This window comes from Flavobacteriales bacterium (assembly GCA_016700415.1).
Taxonomy (GTDB): domain Bacteria; phylum Bacteroidota; class Bacteroidia; order Flavobacteriales_F; family PHOS-HE28; genus PHOS-HE28.
The window spans coordinates 1,981,445-1,997,259 of record CP065018.1 but is presented as its reverse complement, the minus strand read 5'-3'; the positions used below and the strand labels follow the sequence as shown (position 1 = coordinate 1,997,259).

Sequence of the window (15,815 nt, the reverse complement as noted above, 5' to 3'; positions counted from 1 at the left end):
TTTTTGTCGTGATATTACATTCAACCAAAAGGTTGAATATATTTGTACCCTGAATGATCAACGAATGGAACAGAAGGACTACATCAGCACCTTTACCGTGAAGGCCACGCCACATGACGTCTACGACGCCATAACACGTGTTACGGAATGGTGGACCGAGAACACTGAAGGGAAGTCGACGGCTGTCGATGATGTTTTCACTGTCACCTTCGGTGACATCCACAGGACCACACAACGCATCGCGGAAGCGAAACCAGGGAAGCGGGCCGTCTGGCATGTTACCAAGTGCTATTTGAACTTCGTGAAAGACACTGCGGAATGGGAAGGCACCGATATCGTCTTCGAGATCGCACCCACCAAGGCAGGCACCCGAATGACCATGACGCACGTGGGCCTTGCCGGATTGGAATGTATAGATGACTGCTCGAAGGGTTGGGACTACTACATTGGTTCGAGCCTTAGGAAGTTGATATCCACGGGGAAAGGACAGCCGGATGCGTCGAAAAGCAAGAAGAGTAAACTGAAATGATGGCCGCGCCTCAAACACTTGACCGAACACTTCTCGCGCTGGCCGACCCCACGCGCCGGGCGATCCTGCAGCGGCTATCCAAAGGGGAAGCTCGCGTAACGGAAGTAGCACTGCCGTTCAAGATGTCGCTGAACGCGGTGAGCAAGCACATCCTCGTGCTGGAACGAGCCAAGCTGGTGAAGCGACGCAAAGTGGGGCGTGAGCACTTCCTCAGCTACCGGGCGCAACCCTTGGACGCGGCCGCGAAATGGATGGACGATACGCGCGCTTTCTGGGGATCGCGATTGGACGCCTTGGAGCGCCTGCTCCACGAAGAAGATGAGAACACGAAATGATCAACCAAAAAACAACACTCGAACACATGGATACCTACGGAAAGATCACAGCACCGAATACCATCCGCTTCGAACGTCTGCTGCCCGGCCCGATCGAGCGCGTTTGGGCCTACCTGACCGAATCGGAGAAGCGCAGCAAATGGTTGGCCAGCGGGGCCATGGACCTGCACGTCGGCGGCAAGACGGAACTGTTCTGGCTGCACAGCACTTTGGATGCAGCCCCCAGCGAAACGCCGGAGAAGTATGCCCAAGGCCACAAAATGGTGGCCAAGATCACACGCTGCGAGCCGCCCAACTTACTGGGTTTCTCATGGGGTGCGCGAGCGGAAGCCATGTCGGAGGTGGTTTTTGAGCTATCGGAAATGGGCAAGGATGTGCTGCTGATACTCACGCATCATCGCCTCCCGGATCGCAAGGACCTGCTTGGTGTTTCAGGCGGTTGGCATTCGCATCTCGACATCTTGGTGGAGCATTTGAACGGACGGACGGCACCGGCATTCTGGGCTATGCATGATGTGCTGAATGCGGAGTATGTGGTGCGGCTGAAGGAAAGTTGAAAAAGTGTTGGTTATAGAGGAGCGGCGTTCTTCAATGCTTCGATCCTCATTAACGAGGTGTGAAGTGCAACTTCAAAACTTCGCACAGGGCACCACACGCCTGCGGGCCATCGAGCGCTTCTTACGCTTGTCCGCCAGCTCGAAGATGGTCGTGATCTCGTGGGCTCCGCCACTGTTCAACGCGAGGCGGGAAATGGTGATGTCATAGCTGTAGCCAAAGCGCCAATCGCCCACCTTGAACCCGACGAGCACGGCGATGGCATCGTTGTTCGCATAGCCGGCTTTGTAGGATTTCACGGGCAGGCCGCGGTACCAAAGACCGGCGAAGATGGGATCGCGTTCGTAGTAGGCACCGATGTCCAGCTGGTCGAACTTTCCTTGTGCCCGATAGTTGAACGCGGCAACGATGGACTGTGGATCTTTCCGCACCATGCCGCCCGAACGCAGCTTAAAACGATAACCACCGTGCATGTTCAGCTGACGGGGCAGCACAGCCTCGCTTTCCAATAGGGATTGGTTGGGCTGGTTCATGTGCTGGAGCGACACGCCGAACCACATTTTCGGTGTGAAGAACAACAGGCCGGAGCCGATGTCGGAGTACCCCTTCTTGCGTCCATCGTAGTATTCATAGGTCGCGACCTCCCCTCCGCGCGCGAGCTGGTCGTTGAACACGAGCTTGGAATAGTCCACCGAACGGCTGGCGTAGCCAAGCTGTAGTGCAGGCCGCAGGAATACTTTGTGTTTCAGGCGTATCTCATAGGCATATTGGAGCGCGAAGCTCGTGGAGCTCAAGGCCCCGCTGCCGGCCTGGTCGCGCGTGGCGATGATGCCGATGCCGCTATTGAGGTTGGCCAAATACTGATCTGCGGCCAAGTTGTAGCTCACGAAGGCGCCGGGTATGGACGGCCATTGGTCGCGGAACTGGAGCGCGAAGCGGTTCTGTATCGTGGTGCCCGCGAAGGCCGGGCTCAGGTAAGTGGGTGCGGCATAGAACTGTGTGAAATGCGGATCCTGGGCCGTGACCTGGCCCAGGATGCAGAGCATCGCTACAGTTGAAAAGCCGTACCGGGCGCGCATGTGCTCAGTGTTGAGGGGTTGCGCCGGCGGTTCGTTCGTTGTGGGTCAAGGGAACATCAAGGATCATCTCCCCGGTGGTGTCATCATCACCGGCATGGAAGTCGTAAATCCAAGGCGCGAAGCCCTCGGAGCTTACCTCTACATGGTAATCACGGCCGGGGCGGACCGCCATGACGTACCGTCCGGTGCTTGGATTGGTGTTGTAGATACCGAATACCTCGTCGTCACCTGATCGCGTGAGGATGATCCGCGCCTTTAAGGGTGCCTCGTTGCCGTCGGTGACCACGCCGCGCACCAAAAGGTACTCCACTTGGCTGGTGGGGAAGACCACCTCATAGATGTCCTGGCCCCCAAGACCGCCTGCCCGCTCGGAGCTGAAATAGCCTGTACGGCCATCCTCGCTGAGGCAGAAGTAGATGTCGTCGTTCACGGTATTGAGCGGGAAGCCCATGTTCTCCGGCTCTCCCCATCCGTTCATGTCCGGGTCCAGCAGTGCGGCCTTGAAGATGTCGAAGCCGCCCATGGTCTTGTGCCCGTTGCTGCTGAAGAAGAGCGTGGTGCCATCACTGTGCAGGAATGGTGCGTCCTCGTCATAAGGCGTGTTGATCTTTGGGCCGAGGTTCAGCGGCAGGCTCCATTGTCCGTTAGGCAGGCGCCGGATGCGATAGAGGTCCCGGCCTCCAAATCCGCCGGGGCGGTCGCTGGAGAAATAGATCTCCGAGCCGTCCGGGGAAATGGTCGCGCTGGGTTCATGGGCCTTGCTGTTGATCTGGTCCGTCATGCGCTCGGGCGTGCTCCACACGCCTTGCGCCCGTTGGGTGAGGAAGAGGTCTCCATCCGGCACCAGGTCGCTGGCCCGGTAGATGATCATTTCATTGCCGTCCGGACTGAGGCCTACGGTCGCGTCCTGCATAGCGGAGTTCACCGGCGCCTGGATGTTGATGGCGCGTGTCCAGATGTCGTCCATCCGCTGGGCCGTGTAGATGTCCTCAAAATACTGACCGCTCTCATCCCGCTGGCCGCCCATGGATCCGGGCCTTCTGCTGGTGAAGTAGATCGTGCTCCCGTCGGCGGTCACCAGCGGGCAATAGTCGTGTGCGGGAGAGTTGATGGACGCGCCCATGTTCCGTATCCGCAGGTGCACGGGGTCCGCTGTGAGGTCCCGTGCTGTGTTCGCTATGTCGATCTGCCGGTCCACCTCCTGGTTTGGCACGTCCCGGCCGGTCTCATTGCGATAGTGGTCCAGCAACGTGATCTCCTCCGCGAAACGCTGTTGGCGGTGCCGTGCGAGCGCCAGTTGGTACGTGCCCTCAATGCTGCCATAACGTGCGGCCACCTCGAAATGGGCGGGAGCGAGGTCACGCTTGTCCGGCATGTTGGCCTCGCACATCCCGATGCCGTAATAGGTCTCCGCGAATGTCGTGTCCACGTTCACCAGGCGCTTATAGATCCGGTAGGCGTCGGTCCATTGCCCGGCCTCCATCAGTGTACGTGCCTCGTCCAGCATGTTGTACTGGGCGCGGCTGTACCCGCGTTGTGCCTGAACCGTTCCGCTGAGCGAAATGGCCATGAGCAATATGGGGAGCAGTATTTGCGATTTCTTCATCGTAATAGTGTAAGGTCTCCGGTCATGCGTTTCTCATCTCCTGTCACGAACTTGGCGTAGGCCTTCCAGACGTATACATCCTGTTTCGACAAGTGTCCGCGGTAGTATCCGTCCCAGCCTGTGTTGATGTCCGCCGTCTCGAACAACAGTTCTCCCCATCGGTTGAAGACCTGTAGTTTGTATTCCTGGACCCCTTTGCTCAGCGGATGGAAAATGTCATTATCGAAGCTGTTCGGATCGTATACGCCGTCCGTGGGTCCGTTGTTACCCGGGGTGAACGCATTGGGGAAGGTGATCTCACCGCCCGCGATGGCCGTCACCGCCCCCGGTATGCTGAAAGTGTCCGGGCAATTCCAAACGTTGTTCGCGATCAGCGAGATGTCAAAGACACCCGGGGTCTGATAGTAGTGGACCGGTGCCGCGTCATTGCTGAAGCTCCCGTCACCGAAGTCCCAGACATAACTGGAGGAATTGGTGCTGAGGTTATACGTGAACAGGGGCTGTGTCGGAGCCACCACTTCGGCGGGCTGAAGGGTGAAGAAGGCCATGGCCGAAGGATGCACGATCACGGAGTCCAACTTCACCATGGTACTGGTGCCCCCGTTCATGCCGAACGCGGTAAGCGATACTGTGTAGGTGCCCGGCGTGTAGTACTCATGCACCGGGTTTTCCGCGATGCTCGTTGCGCCGTCCCCGAACTGCCATTGATAGCCCTGTGCAAGCAGGGATGTGTTCATGAACGATATGGTAAGAGGTGCACAGCCTTCACCGCTGCCGATGAAGGAGGCCGTCGGCAAGGGCGGGACGATAGTGACCTGTTGGCTTGCGGTGTCGGTACACATGCCGGTGCTCACCGTGAGCAGGACCGTGTACGTTCCCCATGTGGAGTAGGTGTACGCTGCGGGGTCTTCCGCCGTTGAGTTGCTGCCGTCCCCCATGGACCACGAGTAGCCCCATTGGCCGTTCGGCGTGGTGTTGTTGAACGTTACCGTGGCGTCCGGAAATACTTGGCTGAAAGGCGTGGCGATGAAAGAGGCCGAGGGTGCGGGGTGGATGACGATGTCGTGCTGGAGGGTTCGCGTGCATCCGTAGGCGGAGGTGGCCGTCAGGGTCACGGTGTAGGTGATGTCCGTAGTGCCCGGGTTCACGTAGGTATGCGTGATGTCAGTGCCCACAAGGGTCACGCCGTCGCCCATGTTCCAGAGCGCTTGCGTGGTCCCTGTGCTTTCATCCGTAAGGTTGACCACTGCCGGGGAACAGGCTTCCGCAGGCAGTTGGAAAAGGGCCTCGATGGCCGGATACACGGTTACAGGAACGGTGCTGGTGTCCGTACACCCGAAAGGAGAGGTTGCGGTGAGGTGTACCGGATACTGCACCAGGCCGGTCCCATTGTTCACGTAGTCGTGCGAAATGTTGCCCGGCATCGCGTTCTGGAACGTGCCGTCGCCGAACTGCCAGATCATGGAGGCCGCGCCGATGGTCAGGTCCTGGAAGTTGATCGTGACCGGTGCGCAACCCGTGGCCGGCGCGGCGGTGAACTGTGCGATCGGTGCCGGGTGTACCAGCACCGTGGTCGTTGCCGTGTCGCTGCAGCCGAAGGAGGAGTTGGCGATCAGGACGGGATGGAACAAGGTGTCCGCCAAGCCGCTTTGCGAGTACAGATGTGCCGGGTTCGTGGAGGCGCTACCACCTCCATCACCGAAGGTCCAGAGGTAGCTGCCCGCGCCCGTGCTCAGGTTCACGAAGTGCGGGTTTAGCGGTGAACATCCAGCGCTGTCCGCTACGAAAGCCGCATGGACCTGGGGGAAAACTTGTACCGTGGCCGTGGCCGTATTCGTGCAGCCCTCATCGGAGATCGCCGTGAGGGACACCGGGTTTGAGCTTGCTCCGGGTCCTTGGTAATTGTACCAGCTGTGCCCATGAACGGAGGCCAGTGTATCGGAAGTTTGCCCGTCGCCGTATGACCAATGGTACGCGCTGGCACCTTGGGAAGTATTGGTCAAGGTGGTGGTCAGCGGATGGCATCCTGACGTGGATGCGATGGTGAATGCCGCCACCGGCGAGGGATAGACGACGATCACGCCTGAAGTACTGTCGACGCATCCGAAGGCGTTCGTGGCCACCAAGCTCACGTTGAAGTGGAGCATGCTGTCCGTGCTGTTGATGTACGTGTGCTGCGGTGTGGGGCCTCCGCCGGTACTTCCATCACCGAAGTTCCATTGGTAGCTCACCGCCCCGATCACCGAAGGAAATACCACGAGCAAAGGCGTGCATCCGCTGTCCGGCTGTGCACTGAAGGTGAAGTTGGGTGCGGGGTACACCGTGATGCTCTGCTGACTCGTACTGCTGCATCCCGCCCAGTTGCTCACCGCGAGCGTCACCGTCAGCACTTGGAGCACTCCTGTTTGGTTGACGTAGGTGTGCGAAGGTGAATTGACCGTGCTGGTCGTGCCGTCGCCGAAGTCCCATTGGAAGTTCGTTGCGCCGGTGCTGTTGTTGGTGAAATTCACGTCCAACGGCGCGCACCCCGGGAGTGCATCATGGGTGAACATGGACAGTACGGTGGGGGCCACGGTGATGACGGTGTTCACCGTATCGCTGCATCCGGAGGCCGTGCTGGCCACTAAGCGGGCGGTATACACACTGTCCACGGTCCCCGGGTTCAGGTAGGTATGCACCGGGTCGGAAGCATTGCTGTTTCCGCCGTCGCCGAAGTACCATACATAGTTCGTGGCGCCCGTGCTCGCATTGGTGAAGGTCACGTCCATCGGGGAGCAGCCGCTCAACGGATCGGCACTGATCGCGGCCACCGGTTTCGGTTCCACCGTGATCGTGGAGGTGCCTGTGCCGGAACAGTAAGGTGTGGTGACCGTGAGCGTCACGGTGTACGTGGCACCTCCGGCATAGAGGTGTTCAGGCGCTTGAACCGTGTCGGTGCTACCATCGCCGAAGTCCCAAAGCCATTGCTGGACCGGGTTCCCCGGGGCGGTCACCGTAAGGTCGGCGAACTGCGCGGGTGCTCCTTCACAAACGTTCTGTGCACCGATCACCGGCTGGGGTACGCCATAGACATGCACGGTATCGGTCGCGGTGTTGTCGCAGCCCTGATTGTTCGAGGCGGTGAGGGTGATCACATAGTCGCCTTCCGTGGGATACGTGTGCGGGGGCGGGTCTGGCTGTGTATCCGTGGTGCCGTCGCCGAAGTCCCACAGGTAGTTCGCCGCGTTGATGCTGGTGTTGGTCGGGTCAGTAGTGAGGGAGGTGCAGGCGGCGTGCTCGTCCAGGGTGAATTGTGCCGTGGGGCTCGGCAGTACCGTCACGGTAGCCATGGCCGTGTCCGCGCAGCCCGCCGTGGCGCCTTGAATACTTGCGGCGTAGCGCACGTCGTAAGTGCCTTGGGTGTTGAACGTGTGGTCCTGATCCCCCGCCGAGGTCCAGTTGAATCCGTTGCCGTCGTCAAAGTCCCACTGGAAGTAGTTGGCACCTCCAATGGTGGTCTCATTGAAGTGTACCGGGTGGCCGGCGCATACCGGCGTGGGGTTGGCCGTCAAGGTCACAGAGGGTGGTGGCACGATGTTGATCGTCACATATGCGGTGTCGATCCCGCAATAGTTGCTGTCCAGCATCATCACCTCGTAGGTGCCGATGGCCGGGTAGGCGATGGTGTGCGGAAAGGTCGGCGGCCAAGGGGTCCAGTCAATGATGGAGTCGTGGCCTGCACCCCAGTAATCACCGAAGTTCCAGGATTCGTAACGCTGGAAGATGTTGCCTTGGGTAAGGCAGTTCCTGTTGGTGGTGTTGAGGTAGGTCACCTCATTGTCCGGCCAGCAGAGCAAAGTGGCGCTGGGGGAGATGTTCGCCGTGTCGATGTCCCAGACCCGGATCGGGTTGAACGTGGCGATGCTGGGGCCGCCCTGCAAGGTGTTGCAAGCGTTCTCGGCGCTGAGCCGCACGGTCGTCTCGCAGCCCACGGTGCCGGGCAGGTAGGTGTGCGACAGGACCTGGCCCAGGTTCGTATAGTCGTAGGTGACCCATGTGGTGCCGTCACCGAAGTTCCATTGGAAGACCGTATTGGGCGAGGTGTTGGTGCTGCTGTTGATGAAGTCCACGTTCTGCGGTGCGCAGACCTGGGTGAGGCCGCCCACGGGGATCTGGATCGAGGCACTGGTGCTCTGCTCCATCGTCACCGTGCCGGTGACCACGCATCCACTGGCGATATCCGTGAAATTGACCGTGTACACGGCCACGGCGGCGGCATACACATGGCTTACGGTTTGAGGTGGCGCCAATCCTGCGCCGCTCTGCACGGCGCTTCCGTCGCCCCAGTCGATCGTGTAAGCCCCGGTGGCGGTGCTTGAAGCCACGAGCAACGTGAAATTGCCTCCCGAGCAGCTGATCCAGACCGGTGCGTCGCTGGGGTTCCCTTGGCTGTCGAACAACTGCGGGCACTGCGCCATGGAGGCGACCGATAGTGCAATGCAGGCCGGGAATAGCAACGATCTTCGGATGGTCATGGGGGATCTCATCGTGCATCTGTACGCGGGCACGACCGGTTTGGATACCAAAGCCGGGAAAAGATCTGACGAAGAGGCCGAGCGGGCCGTTCAGCAGCATTGATCGGTCGATGGCCGGTTTCCGGACGTGTCGAACAAATCGAGCGGACCGCCGTATCAGGGCGGATAAAACCTGGACCACGGGAACATGGGCAACTTCGACCTCTGCGTCATCGGTGGCGGACCTGCGGGTTATGCCGCGGCCATGCGCGCCATCGACCTCGGTAAGCGGGTGGCCCTCATCGAGCGTGACCGCATCGGTGGCACCGGGATCTACAACGGGGCGCTTGCCTCTAAGACCTTGTGGGAGCTGAGCCACCGCGTGGCCACCGCGAACGAAGTGCTGCTCGGCAGGGGCAAGGAACCCTTTCGGCTTTCCTGGGAGGAGATCTCCAAGGCGCTCAACGAAGCGCAGTTCGAACGCAAATACCTCTTCTCGTGCCACATGCAAATGCTGGCCGCACGACCCGGCGAAGCGGGCCGCATGTTCAAACACATCCGGGGGAGTGCAGCTTTTGTGGACCCGCATAACCTGCTGGTGACGCGCGAAGGCACGTCCACTTGCATTTCAGCGGACCACTTCATCATCGCCACTGGAAGCCGACCGAGAAGCCTGCCCGGGATCGCGGTGGATGAACGCAAGATCCTTTCCAGCGATGGCATCTTCGGCATCGAGGAACTCCCCAAGAGCATCGTCATCATCGGTGCCGGCGTGGTGGGCTGCGAGTTCGCCACCATCTTCAGCAACTTCGGATCGACCAAAGTGCATCTGATCGACCGGGCGCCGCGGATACTTCCGTTCGAGGATGAGGATGTCTCCGAGCTTGTCGCACGGAACCTCGAGCGTAAAGGTGTTGTCATCCATCACCAGGCCCAGCTTCAGCGGATCGCTGCTGAACCGGATGCCGTACGCTACCTCTTGCGCTATGAAAATGGTGGCACGGAGGAAGTGGCCGTGGAGAAAGCACTGCTGTCCGTGGGCCGCGTGGCGAACGTGGAGAGCTTAGGCCTTGATCTTGCCGGCGTGGATCTGGATGATAAAGGGAATGTGTTGCTGTCGGAAACGACCACCTCACAGCCTCACATCCATGTGGTCGGTGATGCCATGGGCACCAATATGCTGGTCAACATCGGTGAGCTCGAAGGCAGGCATGCCGTGGAACGCATTTGGGACGTACACCGGAATGCGCTCAGCCATGCGAACGTGAGCACGATCATGTTCCTCGACCCCGAGGTGGCCGGCGTCGGATTGAACGAACAGGATTGCAGGAAGCGGAATATCGCGCACCGCACGGCCCGCATCGATTACTCCTGCCTTGCAAGGGCCATCGCCATGCGGCGAACGAACGGCTTCTTTAAATTGATCGTCACGGACGATGATGACATGACCGTGCTGGGCATGCGTGCAGTGGGCGAGCATGCCAGCAGCGCCATACAGGCCGTGGCCCTGATGATGAGCTCCGGCATGGGCATCCGCGAGCTGGCTTCGCTCATGCATCCCCACCCAAGTATTACGGAAGGGGTGCAGGAATGCGCGCGCATGCTGTTAGGCACAAGCATCTTCAAGCCGGAAGTGCTCAACGACCGCATGCACTGCGGGATCTGGAGGCCGAACGCGGCGGAAAAGGCAGCGTGAATGTCAGGGGGCTTGGGTGGTGCATTGGTTCGCTCAGCGGTCTCCCGCAGGGGACCCTGAGCCATAGGATCCTTTTTCAAATTCAGTCGGTCCGCGCTTGTAGCGCGGTACCCGCGAGGTAGGCGCTTGCAGCGCCATCATCAACCCCACAGCGGTCTCCGGCTTGGAGGACCGAGGCAACAATGTACGCTACAAGTGCGGCGGTCCCGGGTCAGTGAATGCCGGGTTCGTCAGGAATTCATCATCCGTCAATGAGTTGAGAAAGGTGATGATCTGCTGGCGCTTCGTGGGGTCCAGCCCCAATTGCATTTCCGGGTCCGTGAACTTCATGAACGGGTCCACCGTGGATGAGGCATGGCCACCGGAATTGTAGTGGTCCAACACCTGGTCGATAGTGGCAAAGCGGCCATCATGCATGTAGGGCGCCGTCACCATGATGTTCCGCAGCGTCGGCGTCTTGAACTTCGCCATGTCCGCAGGGTTGTTCGTCACACCGGCACGTCCGGCGTCCGCGAACACGGTGTCCAGCCCGTTGTTGTGGAACTGCTCATCGGTGAAAAGCCCTGCGGCTTCGGTGTGGCAATGGAAGCAGTCCGCACCGCCTTGGCCCACCACCGGAGAGCTGCCTGCCACGGGTATGATCTGGCCGATGGCTCCACCTTCTTTCTTGAACAGGTCGAAGCCCACTTGGGCGTCAGTCGACAAGAAGTCTTCACCCCTACGGAACTTGTCGAACGGACTGTTGCCACTGATCATGGTACGGATGAACTGGGCAATGGCCTTGGCCACCAACAGCGAATCGACCTGGTCGGTCCCGAATGTGTTCGCGAAGAGCGTCGGGTAAGCCGCATCGGCTTGTAGCTTGCTCATTGCGCTGGGCCAAGTCTCGTGCATCTCGATCGGGTTCGTCACCGGCTGGAGGATCTGTTGCTCCAAGCTGGCCGCTCTGCCGTCCCAGAAGAAGAATTGCCCGTACCCCAAGTTGATCAACGGCATGGCGCTCCGGTTACCGGCGATGCTGTCAATGCCCTTGGAAACTGCTTTACCGTCCGTGAACGCCAACGCTGGGGCGTGGCAAGTCGCACAGCTCATGCCGTTGTCACCGCTCAGTCGCTCATCGTAGAACAGGAAGCGGCCCAAGCCCACGCCCTCCACGGTCATCGGATTGTCAGCCGGGATGTCCATCGGCGGCAGATTGCTGGGGATCTCAAGATGATAGGGCGTGCCGATCGCGGTCGGCGTCGGCTCAGGTTTGTCACGGCGGCATCCTGCCAAGGTGATCACGGCGATCGCCAATGCGAAGTGTATGAGGGCGGATCGGTTCATTCCACGGTGTCCAAAGGTCGCTCATCCGTGAGCGTCCGTAAAAAGGCGACGAGATCTGCTTTCTCTTGGTTGCTTAGCTGCAACGGTTCCAGCAACGGGTCCTTGTTCGGGTCGGCAAGGCCGCCGCTGTTGAAGTGTTCGACCGCTTCCACCAAGGTCGCCATGCTGCCGTCGTGCATATACGGCGCGGTGAGTGCGATGTTGCGCAACGTGGGCGTCTTGAACTTGCCGCGGTCGCCGGGGTGCAAAGTGAGGCGTTGCCGTCCTGCGTCGCTCGTATGGTCCAACGACGTCCCGATGTTGTGAAAATCGTGGTCGCTGAGGTCGAAGCCCGAATGGCAGGCGGAGCATTTCCCGCGTTCGTCGTTGAAGATCGCCCATCCACGTTGCTCCTCCGCTGTCAGTGCGCTTGAATCGTTTTGGTAGAAAAAGCGGTCGAAGCGTGAATGCCCGCTGATCAAGGTGCGCTCATAGGAGGCCAATGCCGCAGTGAGCACGAACAGGTCGAAGGGCCTGCCGTAAGCGGCCATGCTACCGGAGCGATAAGGCTCCACATCGCCCAGCGCCGCGACCACCGCATCCACTGTGGCATCCATCTCCACCGTGTCCAGCAACGGGATCAGTACCTGCTGTTCCAGCGACGGTGCACCGCCATCGCGCATCAACAACGGAGGATAGGCCACATTGGCCAAGGTCGGCGCGTTGCGGAAACCGGTGAGGCCTCCCACGCCAATGCTCAAGGCCACGGTATCGCTGAAGGCCCGGCCCGGTTGATGGCACGAGGCACAGGAAATGCCGCGGCCCAGTGAAAGGCGCTCATCGAAGAACAAAGCTTTGCCAAGCTTCACCGAAGCCAGCGTGAGCGGATTGTCCGCAGGAACGGGAGGTGCGGGTGCGCCAGGTGGCAGTTGAAGTATGAACGGAGCATCGGCAACCGCCATGGTCGCTTCATCCTTGGTGCAAGCGACAATAGCCAGTATCACCAGCAACAGGGCGGCCATCCACAACGTCGGTCTCATCTCATTCCACGCTGAACGCGGCGCTTTGCAAATTCGCCAACTTCAGGGCCAGGCCGAGGTTGTCCACTTCGCCGTGCCACGATGCGCCCTGGGTCAGGTCCAAGGTGTCGGTGCCGTTCGTGAAGAACCGCGAAACGTCCAACAGTATGGTCAGTCGCGCGGTATCGTCAGCACCGGGTTGCAGGTTGATCGGAATGGAACGCTCACGATAGCACGTGTCCAGCCCGGTATGGAGGGAGAAGTTGTAGGGGAGATCACCGGTGTTCGTCAGGTCGGTATCGAAATGCCCCTCGAAGAGCACAAAGCGGTACATCGACGCCCAAGTCCAATACATGCCGCTGTTGTTGCCGGTGGGCGCGTTCGGCGGGATGGTGGCAATGTCGATGTGATTGATCGCCGGTGGAAGACCCAGGCCGAATCTGAGCTCATGCGGATCACTGGCGGTCATGGACAGCACGCGCGTCAATGGCCCGTTGGTCACGTCGAACAGGTCTGCGTCGAAGAGCCGGTCCTCCGCACCATTTTCGACCACGGTGAAGTAGGAGAGATAGAATTTCACCAAGCTCACCGTCACTTGGTTTCCAACAGGTGTTTGATAATGGGTCGCGGGGTTGAACGGCGCACCGTTCCAGACGGGCTTTACCGTGAGCTTCACCGGTGTGTAGTGCAGCACCGGTCCTGGAACTTCCGGGTCCTTAGTGCAGGCCGGGAGGATCAGGATGGCGGCCAGTGGGAGGCCGATGAACAAGTGCAGGGATCGGGGCATGAGGTCGTAGGTTCGGGCTGTATGGATGTTCAGCTCCCGCCGTACGAAATTACGATGATCCAACGCGGTCCGGGTTCATGGGTCCATACCCGATCTCAACGTCCGGACACCACCTAACTTCAGAGGTCCGTGTTCAAAGAACCTCCATCACTCACTTGTACCGAGTGCGGACGGTAGAACTGTGCGGAGGGTGAGGATCCAGCATCCATGATCCTGTTGCCGAACGTCCGAAGAGCGCAATAACGTTTTCGCAATTGCAATTGGTTACGCTATTTTTGATTGTTCCAGTGTCGGATCAAACCATCAAATGACTTTGAACACCCCGCGCTCACAAGTGACCCAGCCATTGGATGAGGAGCATAGCTGCGGAGCGGCTGGAACACTTGCGAGAGCGGGGGCAGCGCTAAAGAAACTGTTGAACACATTGTTGTTCTGCATCACGGCTCATTCATGCATGGCCCAAGCCTATCCCGACTCCTCCGCATCATGGTGCTTTTCCGATTTTAATAATTCAGAGTTCACACGCATTCAAATGATCTTGGGACCTGATCCGGACACGGTGATTGCTGGCCAGACCTATAAGCGCATATTGGAATACACCATGAACGGTTCGTTTGATAATTCGGAACTGGTTCAGCGATTTTATGTGCGATCCGATACCTCGGGCAAGGGCTACGTCATGCTGCTCGATTCCATGCAGGAGTATCTTGCGGTTGATGTCGCCGCGAATGCGGGAGATACGATCCCTAATGTGCTAACATCCTATACTTGGGGGCCTGATCCAGACTATGAGATCAGGACCGTGGTCGTGGATTCTGTTCTATTATTGGAAAACAATGGAATCACTGTCAATCGTCTTTTTATACATGCAATTGGCTGGGAGCCACTTGTCCCATATGTTGGTTATTACATGTTTTGGCAGTCAGGAATTGGAGGTTCGACCGGCCCTCTATTACAACTGGAAATGATATATGGCAATACAAATCCAGATTGTTTAAGGCTACATGATACCTACGTCTATTCCGAACAGTCCGGCAACCCGGGCCTTCCGGGTATTCCTTGTGACTGCTCGTTGTTACCTGTCGGTGTTGATGAATTGCATTCGGCCAAGACGGCCTTCCTTACTCCCAACCCCGCAACCGGCTTCTTCACCATCCATACTGATCTTATCCCGGAAAATGGAACAGCGACGGTACGGGTCTACGGCCCCACCGGCAACTTGGCCATTTCCTCAGTAATGCAAGGACCGGAACAACGTTTTGACGCCATCGGCCTGCATGGGCTGTTCATGGTGGTGGTGGAGTGCAAGGGTGTGCAAAAGACAGGCAAAATCATTCTACAATGAGTGCAGCACTAAAGAAACTGTTGAACACATTGTTGTTCTGCATGACGGCTCATTCATGCATGGCCCAAACCTATCCTGACTCCTCAGCATCATGGTGTTTTTCCGATTTTAATAATTCGGATTTCGTACGCGTACAATTGATCATGGGTGCAGACCCCGATACAGTGGTTCTTGGCCAAACATATAAGCGAATTTTGGAATACGCTACCTACGGATGGTTTGAAAACCCGAATCTGGTGCAACGCTTTTATGTGCGGTCCGATACTTCAGGCAAGGGATATGTGATGCTTTTGGACTCCATGCAGGAATATCTCGCGGTCGACATAAGTGCAAACGTTGGGGACACCGTGCATGATGTGTTAACCATGATCTCATGGGAGGTTAATTCTTTCTATTGGCTCCAGTCTGTGATCGTGGATTCAATCAGTACGCTGGAGAATAATGGCGTTTCAGTCACGCGGAGATTTATTCATGCTCAAAGTGCACCTGCGGTAAATCCTGAAAATGCCTTCCAAATATTTTGGCAAAACGGTATTGGGGGGTCATACGGACCGATCATCATGCTGAATGTTAGTGGTGGATTTGATGAACTGAATTGTTTGCGTGTGCAAGACAATTATGTCTATTCCGGCCAATTTGGCCACCCCGGCCTTCCGGGTATTCCGTGTGATTGCTCGCTATTACCCGTTGGTATAGAGGAATTGCATTCGGCAAAGACGGCCTTCATCACACCCAACCCATCCACAGGTCAATTCACTCTCGGCCTATTGCCACTGGCCAATACCATTGCAGTCTACACCTCCACCGGCCAACAAGTATGGCAAGGCGGCGGCAACACCATTGACCTCACCGCGCAACCGCCCGGCGTTTACACGGCGGTGGTGGCCACGGAGCGGGGCAGGCAGGCGGTACGGTTGGTGGTGGTGAGGTAGATTAGCGGATGAGATAGATTAGCTGATTAGCTAATGGACACACAGAAAACCCCGCGCTCACAAGTGACCCGGCCATGGGACGGGGTGTATAGTTGTGGAACGGGCGGAACACATGCGAGAGCGGGGGCTGTACA

Annotated in this window: 12 protein-coding genes; 6 read left to right on the top strand and 6 right to left on the bottom strand. The window is 58.4% G+C overall.

Going from position 1 to position 15,815, the window contains the following annotated elements; all coding sequences use genetic code 11:
- Positions 1-64 precede the first annotated feature (64 nt).
- From IPP95_08380 to IPP95_08370, 3 genes are read left to right on the top strand one after another with little or no spacing between them, the layout of a single operon-like run.
- Positions 65-529, top strand: coding sequence for an SRPBCC domain-containing protein (locus tag IPP95_08380; protein ID QQS71219.1), 465 nt, complete (start codon positions 65-67; stop codon positions 527-529).
- Positions 526-864 (top strand): winged helix-turn-helix transcriptional regulator, encoded by a 339-nt coding sequence (locus IPP95_08375; protein ID QQS71218.1) that lies wholly within the window; start codon positions 526-528, stop codon positions 862-864. Before IPP95_08380 ends, IPP95_08375 begins: the two co-directional genes overlap by 4 nt.
- 26 nt (positions 865-890) lie before the next feature.
- Positions 891-1,421, top strand: a complete 531-nt coding sequence (locus IPP95_08370) for an SRPBCC family protein (GenBank protein ID QQS71217.1) — start codon at positions 891-893, stop codon at positions 1,419-1,421.
- Positions 1,422-1,493: 72 nt separating this feature from the next.
- Here the strand turns inward: IPP95_08370 and IPP95_08365 are convergent, their stop codons facing one another.
- The 3 genes from IPP95_08365 to IPP95_08355 are packed head-to-tail and all read right to left on the bottom strand — an operon-like array spanning position 1,494 to position 8,618.
- Entirely contained in the window at positions 1,494-2,498 is a 1,005-nt protein-coding gene (locus IPP95_08365; GenBank protein ID QQS71216.1) for a type IX secretion system membrane protein PorP/SprF, read from the bottom strand.
- A 4-nt stretch (positions 2,499-2,502) separates the two neighbouring features.
- The gene (locus tag IPP95_08360) at positions 2,503-4,104 is read right to left on the bottom strand and encodes a PD40 domain-containing protein (protein QQS71215.1); all 1,602 of its coding nucleotides are present in this window, start codon (positions 4,102-4,104) and stop codon (positions 2,503-2,505) included.
- The gene (locus IPP95_08355; GenBank protein QQS71214.1) at positions 4,101-8,618 is read right to left on the bottom strand and encodes a PKD domain-containing protein; all 4,518 of its coding nucleotides are present in this window, start codon (positions 8,616-8,618) and stop codon (positions 4,101-4,103) included. The genes IPP95_08360 and IPP95_08355 overlap by 4 nt, the downstream gene beginning before the upstream one ends.
- 187 nt (positions 8,619-8,805) lie before the next feature.
- Between IPP95_08355 and IPP95_08350 the strand changes: the two genes are divergently transcribed.
- The gene (locus IPP95_08350; protein QQS71213.1) at positions 8,806-10,293 is read left to right on the top strand and encodes an NAD(P)/FAD-dependent oxidoreductase; all 1,488 of its coding nucleotides are present in this window, start codon (positions 8,806-8,808) and stop codon (positions 10,291-10,293) included.
- A gap of 189 nt (positions 10,294-10,482) precedes the next feature.
- Here the strand turns inward: IPP95_08350 and IPP95_08345 are convergent, their stop codons facing one another.
- The 3 genes from IPP95_08345 to IPP95_08335 are packed head-to-tail and all read right to left on the bottom strand — an operon-like array spanning position 10,483 to position 13,404.
- Entirely contained in the window at positions 10,483-11,619 is a 1,137-nt protein-coding gene (locus tag IPP95_08345; GenBank protein ID QQS71212.1) for a cytochrome-c peroxidase, read from the bottom strand.
- On the bottom strand, positions 11,616-12,638 hold the full coding sequence (locus tag IPP95_08340) for a c-type cytochrome (protein QQS71211.1): 1,023 nt from the start codon (positions 12,636-12,638) through the stop codon (positions 11,616-11,618). The genes IPP95_08345 and IPP95_08340 overlap by 4 nt, the downstream gene beginning before the upstream one ends.
- A 1-nt stretch (position 12,639) precedes the next feature.
- Entirely contained in the window at positions 12,640-13,404 is a 765-nt protein-coding gene (locus IPP95_08335; GenBank protein QQS71210.1) for a hypothetical protein, read from the bottom strand.
- 454 nt (positions 13,405-13,858) lie between these two features.
- On the opposite strand from IPP95_08335, the gene IPP95_08330 reads away from it, so the two are divergent.
- Complete coding sequence (locus IPP95_08330; GenBank protein ID QQS71209.1) at positions 13,859-14,749, top strand: T9SS type A sorting domain-containing protein; 891 nt, start codon at positions 13,859-13,861, stop codon at positions 14,747-14,749.
- A complete protein-coding gene (locus IPP95_08325; protein QQS71208.1) occupies positions 14,746-15,681 on the top strand; it encodes a T9SS type A sorting domain-containing protein in 936 nt (311 codons plus the stop codon). Before IPP95_08330 ends, IPP95_08325 begins: the two co-directional genes overlap by 4 nt.
- The last annotated feature ends 134 nt before the right edge of the window (positions 15,682-15,815 follow it).